Origin of the sequence: Dyadobacter bucti, from assembly GCF_005869225.1 — a bacterium.
Classification (GTDB): domain Bacteria; phylum Bacteroidota; class Bacteroidia; order Cytophagales; family Spirosomataceae; genus Dyadobacter; species Dyadobacter bucti.
The window spans coordinates 24,499-39,676 of sequence record NZ_SWFP01000001.1; the positions used below are offsets into that span (position 1 = coordinate 24,499).

The window sequence follows — 15,178 nt, forward strand, 5'->3', positions numbered from 1 at the left end:
ACATGATCGAAACAAAAGACATAAAAGCTTACGGGACGCAGGCGGCAGACGCTTTGCTGGACCAGCTCAATATCAGCCGCAGAAAACCGACCGCGCATGACGTGGAGATTGAGATACGCTACTGCGGGGTTTGTCACTCCGACCTGCATACGGCACGAAACGAATGGCACGGCACCGTTTACCCCTGCGTCCCGGGTCACGAGATCGTCGGAACGGTGGTGAGCGTGGGCGATCATGTGCATAAATTCAAAGTTGGCGACACGGTGGGCGTCGGCTGTATGGTGGACTCATGCCGTGAATGCCAGTATTGTCAGGAAGGTTTGGAGCAGTATTGTGAACCAGGCATGACCGGCACGTACGGCTCACCGGACAAATATCTGGGCACGCAGACATACGGGGGATATTCCGAAAGCGTAGTAGTGAATGAAAACTATGTATTGAGCATCCCCGAAAACCTGGACCTGGCGGCAACCGCCCCATTGCTGTGCGCTGGCATCACCACTTATTCACCGCTCAGACACTGGAATGTGGGTCCCGGCAAAAAAGTGGGTATCGTCGGCATTGGCGGGCTGGGCCATATGGGGATCAAGATAGCCAAGGCAATGGGCGCTCATGTGGTCGCATTCACTACTTCGGAGTCTAAATTTGCCGAGGCGCAGCGCCTGGGCGCGGATGAAGTGGTTTTGTCCAAAGATGCGGACCAGATGGCGGCTTACCGTGGCAAGCTGCACTTTATCCTCGACGCAGTGTCGGCCGAGCATGACATCAACGCATACCTGAGCCTGCTCCGCGTGGACGGTTCACTCGCGCTCGTCGGCGCGCCGGAACAACCTCTGCCGGTCGCAGCATTCAGTGTGATCATGGGTCGTAAAAGTTTTGCGGGGTCAATGATCGGCGGCATTGCCGAAACTCAGGAAATGCTCGACTTCTGCGGCAAACACAATATCGTAGCGGACATTGAAATGATCGATATCGGGCAAATCAACGAAGCCTATGAAAGATTGCTGAAAGGCGATATCAAGTACCGTTTTGTGATTGACCTGGCCTCTTTGAAAAACAACAACTGATTTTACATATCAATAAAAACACCTGCAAAATGCTTTGATAATCAGCCCTTTGCAGGTGTTTCCATATCTGGCCTTAGTGTAAGCCTGCTGGATAAATCTTGAGACGGAGTTGTTGCGTCACTTGAATATTTCATTCATCTCGGTCAATATAAGCGGAGCGTTATCGGTTACCACTATCGTATGCTCGTGCTGGGCCATAAACCCACCTTTATTTCCGACCATAGTCCAGCCATCGCTGAGTGCAGTGGCGTAGGACGATGTTGTCGAAATGAAGGTTTCAATAGCAACGACGGAATTCTTCTTGAACCGCCTCTGGTCAAATTTATTTTGATAGTTCAGCAATTCGTCCGGCTGTTCGTGAAGCCCTCTGCCGATACCGTGCCCTGCCAGGTTGCGGATCACTTTAAAGCCACGCTTTTTAGCCTCAGACTCCATTAAATGGCCAATATCCGCAATTTTAACACCGCCTCTTATACTGTTAATGGTCTTGATCAAAATTTCCTTCGATGCGTTGACAAGCTTTTGATGCTGATTGATATCTTGCCCGAGTACAAACGAGCCACCATTATCAGCCCAAAAACCATTCAGCTCTGCCGAAACATCAATGTTGACAAGATCCCCTTCTTGTAACTTCCTTTTATCGGAAGGAACTCCGTGACAAAATTCATTATTAACGCTGATGCAAGTCCACCCGGGGAACCCGTACGTTGAGTGAGGGGCTGATTTTGCTCCGAACTCTGTCAATATTTTTGCACCATACTCATCCAGCTCATTTGTTGTCATGCCAGGCTGGGCGTAGTCTGTCATTTTCTTCAATGTATGTGCTACCGCCTCGCTCGCCTTCTGCATTCCCGTTAAATCGGACTCTTTTGTAATGGACATAAATGATATTGTAATGTTGAACAGCTATACTTTTTCATACCGGGACACCCACTGTGATCTTGTACCCGATCCATTTTGATTTGCAAAAATACGATTTTATTTTTTTGCCTGAGCAGGTGTCGGCTCCCGCATTGTCGTACCGGTAAGCGGTTATCCCGTTCGCGATTATGTTCGGTTTTGCAAGATTCGAAGGAAAAAAACTTCCGGAAATAATATTATTCGCGAAAATGAAGGCCGGCGACCATATCCTGTTGAATCAGTGTATGCAGTCTTCCCAAGGCTTCATACACGTCCGAAACCTGCTTTGGATTGGCCACGATTGCGTGTTCGAGCGGTACTTTAATGAGTTCAAGTTTTTGAAAAACATCCGTAAACTGCGCCTCAATTGCCTTGCTCAGTTTTACGTCGCCGGATTTGGCATCAGCTTTATCCAGCAGCCAGTTAAGTCCCCCCACCCCAGTCGTGGCAGTCTTCTGCCCCACAAAAATTTGCAGTACGCTCCGCAGTTCGGCATGAATAAAGTTGATCGACTCTCCTCCATATTTCGATTCCACCAGCTCCGGTCGGGCTGCTCCCTGGTCCGCTCCTAAAGGTGCTTGTGAAAGTAAAAGGCAATGAAATACCGGGAACCATTCAATTTCTTAATAATCAAGTCAATAAGCTTTCGCCATCCGCAAAATTCACCTATACCTTCATTGACGAAACACTCGACAAGCTATATACATCGGAAAACCGGATGAGCCAGGTGTTCAACTGGTTTGCGGCACTGGCTATCTTTATCTCCTGTCTCGGGCTTTTTGGCCTCTCTGCCTACTCGGCAAAGCTTCGGATCAAGGAAATCGGTGTTCGCAAAGTGCTTGGCGCGTCGGTTGGCAGCGTGACGTTTTTGTTATCCAAAGATTTCATCGTCCTGGTACTGATCGCCATTTTCATATCACTGCCCATGGCATGGTGGGCAATGGAAAAATGGCTGGCTTCATTTGCTTACCGCGTCATGATCGGCTGGCAGGAATTTACACTGGCCGGATTATCGACATTGCTGCTCGCATGGATCACCATCAGTTTACAGTCCGCTCAAACCGCATTGGTGAACCCGGTCAAAAATTTGAGGGCATATTAGGGTAATTTTTTTTTATTCAATTCCGTCTTTTCTGCTTTTGCTGACAATGGTGAGGATCTAAAAAGTAATGTAAAAAAACTTGTTAGAGATGCTAGCAAGCAGTGGATTTGATCCGACACTACATCATGACGGACATATTTACACTACGTATGCGCAGTGCCGCATTAATACTTTTGCTCGCAGATCGCGATCAGGATGGAGGCCATGGGCGCCTCGAGACCTATTTTGTTCAATGTACCGCCGGCAACTAGTGAATTGATCATATTCCCCGACCACTTCACGGCCCATTTTGTCCATTCCACGGGCTACAACTTGGCATTCGGCCGGTTAGGGGCGAAATTGCGACAATGGTTTCTCAACGTAAACTGAACCATTTGAAAAACTTTATAAGCACTCCTGTACTAACCGATGAAAATGTATTGCTTCAAAATCTGGACGGACGTGTGCAGATTGTTGACGTATTGCGTGGCTTTGCCCTGCTTGGTATCCTGCTGATCCATTCCGTCCAGAATTTCCTCCATGCTACTACCCGGGGCCTGATGGGTCTTAGCGAGCGGAACACTTTTGTAAAAACATCCCTCGAATTTTTGATTGAGGACAAGTTTTTTATCATCTTTTCCTTCCTCTTCGGATGGAGCTTTTATCTTATTTATCAGCACGCAGCGCGGAAAAGCAGGCCATTTGTCAAGCTTTTTGTCTGGCGGCTGCTGATCCTGCTCGGTATAGGCATTTTTCATTCATTTTTTTACCGGTCCGATATTCTTCAGGTGTACGCCGTGGTTGGCTTCACGCTGATTTTCTGCAGGAACTTCAATAACCGGAGCCTGCTGATACTTTGTGTGTGCCTGTTTTTCAGCAGCATTCCCTGCGTGATATTCCGGGATGAGATCGCCCGTTATTTTACCGAACTGAAACAGCAAAATATCCCGATACCGACAAAACTGAGCTATAATCTGTCGTCCGGCCGGTTATTTGTAACCAGTTCCATGTTTGTACTGGGTCTGTATGCCGGCAAGAACAACATTCTGCAGAACCTTTCCCGAGCGCACGGTTTATTAAAGAAGATCGTCGCCGTCAGTGGCTGTTCGATTCTGCTCACGGCCATCGGCATACGCTCCGAAACACTCAACCTCGGCCTTACCCACAGCGGAATTTATCTCAGCAATGCTATTTTTTATTGTTTGCAGAACATTGCATTTTCCGTCTTCTACGTATCGCTGCTAACGCTTCTTTATTCCCGTTCCGCGTTAGGTACCTCGCTTTCCTGGCTGGAACCGCTCGGCCGCATGGGACTCACGGCATACATCATGCAGTCCGTTTTCTTCCAGCTTTTTTACATGCAATGGGACGGCCTCGAACTGGGCTTCGCCGGCGCGTTGCTCGTTACTTTCGCCTTTTACATCGGGCAGATCCTTTTTGCCGAATTCTGGCTGATGCATTTCCGGCACGGACCTATGGAATGGGCCTGGAGGTCCCTTACATACCTGGTCGCCACCAGGCTGCCGGGGCTTCGCTAGGAAAGACTACAATATTACACCGGACGCAGGCGGCCGACCAGGCATTCAAGTACATAGGGATGCTCGCTCAAACTCCTTAAAAACATGACAAGCAACTGATTACCAACGAATCAATCCACCTAAAAATCGATTACCACACTTTTCAACTTCCCTGTGAACGGAAACGGCGATTTGTAGCTGTTTGAAACTGCTGTATTATCGTCCCTGCCGACAGACAGACCATCCCAGGAGTCTTTAAATATTGCATTGGCAAATTGTTTTTCACCTACCTTGTTATTGTTGATATAAATGGATGCAGTGCCGGTTTTCGCTGCCTTGTCAGCCTCAAAAACAAATTTTACCGTTGACTTCCCAGCCGGCAAAGTCTGGCTTCCGGAATTAAGGTGCTCTGTCTGAGCATCAAAATTATGAACCGCCTGCAATTTCTTATCCTGAACAAAGAGGCTCAATCCGCCGAAATGCCCGCCTATTGCAAACAGCACTCCTTCCTGTTTAGGGTCGGTAAGATCGACATCGGCAGTGATCGTAAACGACCGGTTATTGAAAACAGGGGCTTCGGTCAGGTGAGAAATTCCGTTGTAGAGCACGATATGTTTTTTCCCTTCAAAGAAATCCGGCTCCTTATCGGTTTCATTTCCGCTACCGTTTCTGAGCGGAAATACATTGTATTTTGTGGCCTCAGCATCAAAAACAGCTTTCAGCTCAGCCAGTTTTTCCGGATTCTTTTTGGAAAGGTCAACAAGCTCGTTGAAGTCTTCATCGATTTTAAATAACTCCCAGGTGTCATTTTCAAATGATGTTCCCCTTTTATGAAAAGCCCCGGCTTTCCAGCCGTCCTTGTAAACAGAACGTGTACCGCTTATTTCATAATACTGTACATTATGCTGATTGACAGCATTTTGATTATTGAGTGAAGCCGCAAAACTGGTCCCTTCAAGACTATCCTGTTTGATACCATTGATCGTTCCCACCGCTTTTGCCCCGGTAAGTTCAAGGGTAGTCGGCAAAATATCGATCACGTGCGTATACTGGTGGCGGATGCCGCCTTTTTCTTTGATGTGATCCGGCCAGAAAACAATAAGCGGGTTATGCGTTCCCCCTTCGCCGTTGGCTTCGGCTTTGAAATAACGAAAAGGTGTATTCGTAGCCTGCGCCCATCCGATCGGGTACAGGACATTCGACTTATCTGTTCCGATGAGATCTATATTGTCCAGGTCCCGCTTGATGTCGTCGGTCTGAGTGTTTTTAGCACCCGTGCCAAAATTGCTTCTACCGTTAACCCCTCCTGCCCTCGCCGATCCATTATCGCCTATTGACAGAAAAATCAGGCTGTTATCAAGCTGGTCGATGCTTTTAAGATACTGCACCAAACGGCCTATCTCGTGATCAAGGTGCGCCAGGTAACCCGCGTACACTTCTATATGGCGAATAAAAAGGCGCTTTTCGTCGGCCGACAGGCTGTCCCATTTTTTTACGTCAGCATAATCGGGAGCCAGCTTTACATAGGAAGGCACCACACCCAGTTTCTTCTGACGCGCCAGTACTTCCGCGCGGTACCAATCCCAGCCTTTATCGAATTTACCTTTGAACTTGTCGCTCCATGCTTTATCAACCTGATGAGGCGAATGCGTCGCTGCCGGGCCGTAATACAGGAAAAAAGGCTTTTCGGGCGCAGCTGACTTTTGATTGGCAATGTAATGGATCGCCCGGTCGGTGATCAGCTCCGACAGTAACCTTTTATCATCGTACGCTTTCTCCACTTTGTCAGTACCCTCCCATAATATCGGGCGGTACTGGTCGGTTGCTCCGCCGATAAAACCGAAATACTTTTCAAAACCTCTGCCTACCGGCCAGCGGTTAAACGGTCCGGCCTGAGTCTGGTCTCTTTTGGGAGTCAAATGCCATTTGCCTACCGCAAAAGTATTGTATCCCTGTTCGCGGAGGATCTCGCTCACGAATCCCTTTTCAAAGGGTATCACACGGTCATAGCCGGGCGTAGCCGCACCTGCATTGCTGCCCACGTGCGCCGAGTGATGGTTTCTCCCCGTCAGCAACGCAGTACGCGTTGGGGAACAAACCCCGGTGGTGTGAAAATTGGTGTATCTCAGCCCGTTATTTGCCAGACTATCGATATTCGGCGTCGGTATCAGCCCGCCGAAAGCAGATGCGGATCCATACCCGATGTCGTCGATCAGTATGTAAATGATATTCGGTGAATTTTTCGGAGCGATGATCTGATGTTCGGTAAACGATGTCTGAGTCTCAGGAATCGTTTTTCCGATTTTGCCCTGCCACGGTTTCTGGGGCGTGTACTGGGCTGCTGCATGCTGCAGGTTCAGGCTTCCGGCGACGACCGTTGCAGTCAGAAGTTTTAATCCGTTGCGTAGTAAAGACGCGGAAACCCGGTTATTATTGATAAGATTGGTTTTCATCAGCATAAATATGTTTTGACCTGTCAGGAGGTTATAATTTTTCTATCACAATGTCTTTGAGCACACCGGTAAAAGCGAAAGGTGCTTTATAGGCAGGTGAAACTGTTGTACCTACATCACTTCCAACCTCCAGTCCCTCGTAACCGCTTGCTGCGGTGGCAATAGTCCCGAGATTCAGCGTTCCGGCTTTTTCTTCATTAATGAACAAGGTCACCTCTTTGTCTTTTTTGTCATTACTGTACAAAACCTGCACTTTCAAAGTGATATCCCCGGCAGGTACCGGCTTATCCGAAGTCAATTCAAGCACTTTGCCTTCGGAATTGTACGCAAAAACCAGCTTCTTGTTTTTGACGTAAAAGCTCAGTCCGGATAAGGTATTTCCATACGACAGCAAGACTCCTTCCGCGCCTTTTGCAGGTACGACGGCACGCGCGGAAATTGAATATGATGAAGTTCCGAATCGGAAGGCCGAGCTGCCGGTATAGTGCGTTTCAGGGTACAAAGTCACCTTCGTTTTCCCGTCATAAATACTTTGATTGGCCGTTTCCCATTTGTCTTTCAACGGGTAGACATTGTATTTCCAGGCTTCTTTGTCAAATACCTCGGCAAGCTCTTTCACTTTGTCGGGATGCTTATCGGCCAGATCATTAAGTTCATTGAAATCCTCTTTGAGGTTGTACAAATGCCACTTTTCTTGGCTTTGCGGGATACGCTTCGAACGGTCACGCGGGAAGGATGCTTTCCAGCCATCCTTATAGATCGCGTGGGAACCGGTCATTTCATGGTATTGCACAGTGTGGCGCTCCGGAGCATTTTTATTCGCGGCGTCAACGGAGTAAGCCAGACTAACCCCTTCGATCGGTTCCTGCGAATATCCATTGATTACGGCTGGTACTCTGGCGCCAGCCAGTTCAAGCGTTGTAGGAAGTATGTCGTTGACATGCGAATACTGATGCCGGATCCCGCCTTTATCCTTTATTTTACCCGGGTAAAAAAGGATCAGTGGGTCGTGTGTCCCGCCTTCCAGATTGCCGTAACTTTTATAATAACGGAAGGGAGTATTCGTCGCTGCTGCCCAGCCGTCCGGGTAAAGGGCAGATGAGTTTTCAGTTCCCAGCAGGTCCAGATTTTTTACATACCTGGCTATGGTCTGATCCTGGGTTTCATTTGGTTTATTGGTTAAAAAACGACCGATCTCGCGACCGGCGCCTTCCGCTCCGTTGTCTCCGACCAGCACCACCACCAACGTATTATCCAGCTGCCCGATTTGCTCAATGTGGTTGATGATCCGTCCGATCTCGTGGTCGGTATGCGAAACAAACCCTGCATAAACTTCAATGTAACGCTCAAAAAGTTTCCTTTCGTCAGCTGAAAGTGCATTCCATTCTTTCACGCCGGGATTCGCCGGTGCCAGTTTGGTGTTCGCCGGAACCACCCCTAATGCGATCTGATTCTTCAGAACAGTTTCCTTGTATTGGTCCCAGCCAGCCTTGAATTTACCCTTGTATTTGTCAATCCATTCCTTGCTTACCTGGATGGGAGCATGAACGGCACCGGGCGCAAAATACAGGAAAAATGGTTTGTCGGGAGCTGCGGCCTTTTGTCCCGAAATATAATGAATGGCCTCATTGGCAAGCAGTTCCGTTACGTGCCGTCCTTTTGTATCCTCCGGTTCACGTTGGGTATCGCGGTATAAAGTCGGATGCCATTGGTCCGTAGCGGCTACTTCCGGGGAAAATCCGAAATAATGATCAAAACCCCGGCCGGTGGGCCAGCGGTTGAACGGTCCGGCTTGCGTGGCGTCGGCCGGATGCGTCAAATGGTACTTCCCTACAGCAAATGTATTGTACCCATTTTCTCTGAGTATCTCTCCGACAGTCGCTTTTTCAAAAGGTAGATAACCGTCATACCCAGGCGTATTGTAAGAATTGCTTGCAAAAAAACCGAAATGAACCGAATGCTGGTTTCTCCCCGTCAGCAGGGCAGCCCGGGTGGGTGCGCAAAAAGCGGTCGTATGGAAATTGGTATACCTTATCCCCTGGTTAGCCAGGCGGTCAATATTGGGCGTTTCAATAAGCCCTCCGAAAGCAGAAATGGCGCCGTAACCAATATCGTCGATCTGTATCCATACAATGTTGGGAGCGCCTGCCGGTGCTTTCGGATTGATTTTCGGGGCCGACTCCGTAGTTGTTTCAACGGTCTTTCCAATTTTACCTTCAAAAGCTGGCGTCGGACTGTACTGCGCAGTCACGCTCCCGGTTAGTAAAAAGGCAAGATAAAATAAGGCAATGTTCTTAGTGGTCAGGATTCTTTTCATGTGATCTGTTATTGAAATGCTTAATAAAAACCGGCAGGAGCCGGCGGCATGGACAATCGAAGTAAAAACGGTACACTTTATACGCTAGCCGGCAAGGCGCAGCGAAACGATGCGAATGATCTATTATATATGATACATTCACGCGGTTAACGCGACGGATACGCGGCGCTCAATGCTTTCCGACAGGAATTTTAAGAATTGATAATCCGGAATGGGAGTAGCGTCAACAACTGCGACAAGGTTGCTGAGCGATGCTGAAAGGCACACGAATGTCCACCCGGAAGGATAACCTCAAGTAAAGTAAATTAACCGAATTCATATAAAATGTCATTTGGATTAATACTTAGCTTCGGGTGGTTCGGCGCTAACTAAATAGTCTATAATATTGATAGACAAAATAAGGTAATTAATTTTGTTTTGCCAAATGGCCGGCAGAAATTTCCGAAAGATTTCATCTTGGTTACTTCCTGGAAACAGCCAAACCACTTTGAGCGGCTGGAAATCCTTCGCCTTTCAGCTGCTCAAAGCCACCAATATTGTAGAAAGTATGGAATCCTGATGTTTTCGAAGTGTCCGCAGCTTTTCGATCCGGTTGCCGAAAGTCAGTCCGACTTATCTTCCAGCGACACAGAAAATGTCCGAAATGTTCGTTTTTTGTTTGCCGCCCCCTTTTTATTTGCTATCCTTATGTACTAAAAGATGCGTATGAATATCTGGACTTTATTTTTTGTGTTTTTCGCCTTATGTCTGCAAAGCTGCGGGCACAAGGAGAAGGAAGAGCAACTGGCCCTGAGAGAGCAGCAGATCGCTAAAAAAGAGCAGACGCTGATGCAGTGGGAGCAGCAGCTGACTGTCATGGAAAAGGAATTGCAGCAGAAGAAGAAAAAGCAACAGGAAGACTCAACGGCCATCACCGATTCGCTTCAGGCACAGGCAGTCACCGGAAAATGGGTCGTAAAAATGCGCTGCACAGAAGCGAGCTGCAGCGGGTCCGCCATCGGGGATTCCAAAACAGAGACCTGGGAAGTTGCCTACGACAAAGGAATAATCGTCAATGCTTTTACAGGGAATGAACTTTCAAGGATTTACAACGGATCTTTTTCTCAAAATCGCCTCGAAGCAGTGAATGGCCAGCCCGGCGCGGAATCGGTGATGCGGGTCATGCTGGAACTGAAAGGAAATAAAATGGAAGGTATGCGGGAAGTGGAGCGGACGGATTGTAAAATCCGCTATGCCCTGACTGCGGAACGGCAGAAATAAAGCTAAACTTGTGTGTATGACTTCCATGTTGTTATTAGACCTCTCATTACCCCTCAAAAATCCGGTCATTATTTTTTCCCTGGTGCTTTTTATTATCCTTTTTGCACCTATCCTCTTCAACCGGATCAAAGTACCCCATATCATCGGGCTGATTATTTCAGGTATGATCGTCGGGCCTTACGGGCTGAACCTTCTGAGCCGCGACAGCAGCATTGTACTGTTCGGAACGGTGGGCCTGCTCTATATCATGTTCCTGGCGGGACTTGAAATCGATCTGGCGGAATTCAGAAAAAACCGCAATAAGATCATTGTTTTCGGCCTCCTGACATTTTTACTCCCGCTGATTTCCGGTACGCTCGCCAGTTACTATATCCTCGGCTACGGGTTTTTATCCTCGTTGCTGCTGGCCAGTATGTTCTCTACACACACGCTGGTGTCGTACCCTATTGCAAGCAAGTACGGCGTCACCCGCAACCGCGCGATCAACATGACCGTCGGCGGCACGATGATCACGGATATTCTTGCCCTCCTGATCCTTGCCGGTGTTGCCGGTATGTCAAAGGGTGATGTGTCACCTGCATTCTGGTTCCGGCTCGGGTTTTCGTTCATTGTCTTCGTAGCAATAGTCCTATTCGTGTTTCCGGTGATCTGCCGGTGGTTTTTTAAACGCTTCGACGACAGTATTTCGCAATACATATTCGTGCTGGCAATGGTATTTCTCGCCTCTTTCCTTGCGGAGCTTGCCGGCGTTGAAGCCATTATCGGGGCATTTTTCTCAGGTTTGGTATTAAACCGGTTTGTTCCTCATTCATCCCCTCTGAACAACAGGATCGACTTCGTCGGCAATGCATTATTTATTCCATTTTTTCTGATAAGTGTAGGTATGCTGGTGGATATCAGTGTGCTGGTTAAAGGATGGGGAGCATTGCGGGTGGCAGGCGTGATCCTTGTCATCGCCCTCGCCAGCAAATACGTTGCTGCATGGATCACCCAGAAAGTTTTCAGGCTGACTTCCGACGAAGGACTGATGATTTTCGGATTGAGTTCTTCCCATGCCGCCGCCACACTGGCCATTATACTGGTCGGTTACAATATCATCGTCGGTGAAACTGCGCTCGGTGAGCCGATACGCCTTTTGGACGAAGATGTACTGAACGGTACCATTGTGCTGATCCTGGTGAGTTGCGGCGTGAGTTCGTTTGTAGTGGAAAGGGCCTCAAAAAAACTAGCACTACTGCAGGAAGAGCAGGCTCCCGAAGACTCCGATGCGCTGACCGACGAAAAAATACTGGTCTCTTTGTCCTACCCCGACATGGTAGCCGATATGGTCGATTTCGGGATTATGCTGAAAGCAAAGCGCAGATCCATTCCCCTGTACGGATTGCATATTGTCACGGATGAAGATCAGAAGCACGATTCCGCCTCACATGGCAAAAAGATCCTGAACAAAGCGGTCGATCATGCCAGTTCCTCTGAAAATATACTCGTCCCCCTTACCCGTTACGATACCAATATCAGCAACGGAATTACCTATTCGATCAAAGAGCAGAACATTACAGACGTGATAATTGGTCTTCACCAGGAAACTGATCATAAAACATTCCTGGGCCCGAAAGTTGAGAACATTGTCAAGCGGATCTTTGAAACTATTTACATTTACAAACCTGCGCAGCCTTTTAATACCCTTACCAGGATCGTAGTGGCGGTGCCACCTGCGGCCAGCAACGAACCCGGTTTTTTACACTGGCTGGGAAAACTGGTCAGTCTTGCAAAATCGAATACGATGCCGATTCACTTCTACGCACCAGCCCAGATCATCAAGGAGATAAAAAGCATTGTTACGCGCAAGGCGGGGTCTGTCGAGGCACACTTTACAGCATTCGCTGAATGGGACGATTTCCTGATCTTTTCGCGCGAGTTACGGATAGACGACCTCTTTGTGATCGTTTGCGCCCGGAAAGGGTCAGCCTCCTATCTTCCGCAATTGGAAAGGCTGCCCTATTATCTTTCCAACTACTTCCAGGAACAAAGTCTGATCCTGATATACCCCAAACAACTGGAATCGGGCATTAACATGAGTGATATCGAGCAGGCCGACAGCACATTGATTGAAACCCTGTCCGAAAAATTAGGATCGCTCAGTACCGCTGCCAAATACCTCCGCCGGATGCTGGGGGATAAATAGTTTTTATTTCAAAACCCATTTAATTTTCCCTCCGAACGGATCCTTGCTGACAACAGATCTGGTACCTTTTTTGGTGACAACAACCTCCTGTACCACGTCCTGGCCCGGGAGGTACAGTTTCAAACTTGCCGTTGCCGGAGTATTTGAAAAACGCAGCAGCTCGATATTGTTCCAGTCAATTTCGCCGGTCGATTGTGCCACCCGGACCTGCGGAAGAACAACACCTTCCCGCACCATCATAATGACATCCAGCTCACCGGCCGTCACTTCATGCCAGCCACCGTTGTATTCCTTTCGCGTCTGGTAGTCCACCCATTTTCCTTTTGGCAGATACACCTGCCGCGTTTTCCCTGTTTCGAACAAAGGCGCTACAAGAATATCGGATCCAAGCATATACGCATTGTCCACCATCCAGGCGCCGGGGTCAGAAGGAAACTCCACGAGCAATGCCCGCACCATCGGCAGTCCTTTTTCCGAAGCCAGCCTGGCCTGAGTATAAATGTAAGGCATGAGCTTATACTTCATTTCGACTGCTTTTCTGAAATAATTCTGGAAATCCTCTCCATATTCCCAGGGTTCCTTGGGCGCCTGGCCATGTGTGCGGGTGTGCGAGCTGAGCAGGCCCATCGGCAGCCACCGGCGGTAAAGGTCTTCCGGTGTCTTCATCGTAAAGCCTCCCACATCGTGGCTCCAGAATGTAAAACCCGACAGCCCCAGCGACAATCCGCCCCGCAGCTGCGCCTCCATACCTTTATTGGTCGTTTCGGCATCGCCGCCCCAGTGGATCGGGTAACGCTGGCTGCCCGCCCAGGTGCTTCTTGCCCAGATAATGTTTTCGCCGTTCAGTTTCCTGGTCAGGTCCGAGACGATCTTGTTATACCGCAGCGGATAAAGGTTGTGTTCGTAAAAACCCGAGCGACCGGACGCATAAATACCGGAGACCGGGGCTGCTTCACCAAAATCCACTTTGATAGCCGAAACACCCAGCTTCAGCAACCCTGCAATCTTATCTTCATACCATTTGACGGTATTAGGATTGGAAAAATCAAGCACGGCGTCTTCGTAAGGGATTGTTCCGTTTGCGTTTTTGACGGCCAGCCCTTTTGATACGATTTCAGGATAAAGATCATTTTTTGGTACAAAATACGGCAACTGCCACAGCGAGGTATGAAAGCCCTGTTTTTTCAGGTCGGCTATCATCAGCGCAGGATCTTTGAAGCGGCTCGGCGCAAACATGTAGTCGCAGCGCCAGTCTGTTTCAAACCAGCCGGTATCAAAATGGATCACGTCGGAAGGGATGCGGTTGCTGCGGAGCTTTGCTGCGACATTTCTTCCATCCTGCTCCGAGAAATAGGTGATCCGGCTCATCCACAGACCAAACGACCACAGCGGGGGCATCGGCGCTTTGCCGGTAAGATCTGTGTAGGCGTCCAGGATATCTTTGGGCTTTCCCAGAAAAACAAACAGGTCCAGGTTCTCGTCACCGATCTGCATGGCGTTCGATTCTCCATAGGTCGCCCCGAAATCACAGGTGATCGGTGAAGTGGTGTGCATGAACATACCATACCCGCGAGAGCTCATGTAAAAAGGTATGGGCTTGTACATGGTCTGCGTTTGCACCCCGTTCGGATCGTGCGTCCAGAGCACAATTTTTTGTCCGTTTTTATCCAGCCGCGTAAATGATTCGCCGCAACCGAATATTTTTTCGTCGGGAGAAATGGAAAATACCGCTGCAACGCTGCGGGAATAATCGGCCGCGCGACGCACAAACGAAAATGGCAAGGTGGGTGTATAGGAAGACCTTCCGTCGGCGGCACCACGGGTTTCCGTGAGGATCTTGCCGTTTACGTCACGGATCAGGATCTTCCAGGGATTTTCGTAAATCGTTACCGATCCATACTTCCCGGTATACTGATGTCCGCCGCTGATCTTCGCGTATTTCCAAGAAAGGTCCTTTCCAGGCTCGCTGACCAGCATCAGCGAAGGCTCCGGCGCAGTAACCTGCTTACTTGTGTTTGCGCGTATGCGAACAGTTCGCTCAGAGGTAAATTCCACAGAAAACGGAAGCACCGGGTCCTGGGCATATTCAATGGCAGGAAACTCGTTGCTGTACGAACGCTTGTAGCCAAGCATGGAATTGTCAAAATTATGTGCGGAAAACGGCTCATGCCTTTTCCACTTGATGCTGCCGGTTCCCGATTGCGGATCAAAAGCGGCGAGGCTGTCGGCAAAGAAGACTGTATTGGAAAAATCCCGGAAATCCTCGCTGATATCGACCGGCTCGTTCACCAACCTGCTATGCTGGGCCGTGCTTTGAAATCCAGCAAAAACAAGCAGAAAAAGAGGAATTGACAACCATTTATGTGAAACCGTAGTAGGATGCATTGTATGAAATTCA

At 48.7% G+C, this 15,178-nt stretch carries 11 protein-coding genes; 5 read left to right on the forward strand and 6 right to left on the reverse strand.

Going from position 1 to position 15,178, the window contains the following annotated elements:
* The first annotated feature begins 2 nt into the window (after nucleotides 1-2).
* Nucleotides 3-1,067 (forward strand): NAD(P)-dependent alcohol dehydrogenase, encoded by a 1,065-nt coding sequence (locus tag FBF61_RS00100; protein ID WP_205748204.1) that lies wholly within the window; start codon nucleotides 3-5, stop codon nucleotides 1,065-1,067.
* A gap of 117 nt (nucleotides 1,068-1,184) precedes the next feature.
* Here FBF61_RS00100 and map read toward each other — a convergent pair whose 3' ends face one another.
* Both map and FBF61_RS00110 read right to left on the reverse strand, forming a co-directional pair.
* Nucleotides 1,185-1,949: a type I methionyl aminopeptidase gene (gene map / locus FBF61_RS00105; protein WP_138475034.1), complete on the reverse strand. Its 765-nt coding sequence runs from the start codon at nucleotides 1,947-1,949 to the stop codon at nucleotides 1,185-1,187.
* Nucleotides 1,950-2,164: 215 nt separating this feature from the next.
* A complete protein-coding gene (locus FBF61_RS00110; RefSeq protein ID WP_138475035.1) occupies nucleotides 2,165-2,503 on the reverse strand; it encodes a hypothetical protein in 339 nt (112 codons plus the stop codon).
* Between the two features lie 44 nt (nucleotides 2,504-2,547).
* On the opposite strand from FBF61_RS00110, the gene FBF61_RS00115 reads away from it, so the two are divergent.
* Entirely contained in the window at nucleotides 2,548-3,069 is a 522-nt protein-coding gene (locus tag FBF61_RS00115; RefSeq protein ID WP_166444386.1) for an ABC transporter permease, read from the forward strand.
* A gap of 164 nt (nucleotides 3,070-3,233) precedes the next feature.
* On the opposite strand, the gene FBF61_RS34410 is transcribed toward FBF61_RS00115, so the two are convergent.
* Complete coding sequence (locus FBF61_RS34410; RefSeq protein WP_166444387.1) at nucleotides 3,234-3,371, reverse strand: hypothetical protein; 138 nt, start codon at nucleotides 3,369-3,371, stop codon at nucleotides 3,234-3,236.
* Nucleotides 3,372-3,443: 72 nt separating this feature from the next.
* Here FBF61_RS34410 and FBF61_RS00120 point away from each other — a divergent pair, with 72 nt between their 5' ends.
* Complete coding sequence (locus tag FBF61_RS00120; RefSeq protein ID WP_166444388.1) at nucleotides 3,444-4,586, forward strand: DUF418 domain-containing protein; 1,143 nt, start codon at nucleotides 3,444-3,446, stop codon at nucleotides 4,584-4,586.
* A 119-nt stretch (nucleotides 4,587-4,705) separates the two neighbouring features.
* Here FBF61_RS00120 and FBF61_RS00125 read toward each other — a convergent pair whose 3' ends face one another.
* Both FBF61_RS00125 and FBF61_RS00130 read right to left on the reverse strand, forming a co-directional pair.
* Nucleotides 4,706-7,018 (reverse strand): arylsulfatase, encoded by a 2,313-nt coding sequence (locus tag FBF61_RS00125; RefSeq protein WP_205748205.1) that lies wholly within the window; start codon nucleotides 7,016-7,018, stop codon nucleotides 4,706-4,708.
* A gap of 31 nt (nucleotides 7,019-7,049) precedes the next feature.
* A complete protein-coding gene (locus FBF61_RS00130; protein WP_138475038.1) occupies nucleotides 7,050-9,335 on the reverse strand; it encodes an arylsulfatase in 2,286 nt (761 codons plus the stop codon).
* 705 nt (nucleotides 9,336-10,040) lie between these two features.
* Between FBF61_RS00130 and FBF61_RS00140 the strand changes: the two genes are divergently transcribed.
* Together FBF61_RS00140 and FBF61_RS00145 are read left to right on the forward strand one after the other, a co-directional pair.
* Nucleotides 10,041-10,595: a hypothetical protein gene (locus tag FBF61_RS00140; RefSeq protein ID WP_138475039.1), complete on the forward strand. Its 555-nt coding sequence runs from the start codon at nucleotides 10,041-10,043 to the stop codon at nucleotides 10,593-10,595.
* 16 nt (nucleotides 10,596-10,611) lie between these two features.
* On the forward strand, nucleotides 10,612-12,780 hold the full coding sequence (locus FBF61_RS00145) for a cation:proton antiporter (RefSeq protein WP_138475040.1): 2,169 nt from the start codon (nucleotides 10,612-10,614) through the stop codon (nucleotides 12,778-12,780).
* Between the two features lie 3 nt (nucleotides 12,781-12,783).
* Here FBF61_RS00145 and FBF61_RS00150 read toward each other — a convergent pair whose 3' ends face one another.
* Nucleotides 12,784-15,165: a TIM-barrel domain-containing protein gene (locus tag FBF61_RS00150; RefSeq protein ID WP_138475041.1), complete on the reverse strand. Its 2,382-nt coding sequence runs from the start codon at nucleotides 15,163-15,165 to the stop codon at nucleotides 12,784-12,786.
* Nucleotides 15,166-15,178 lie beyond the last annotated feature (13 nt).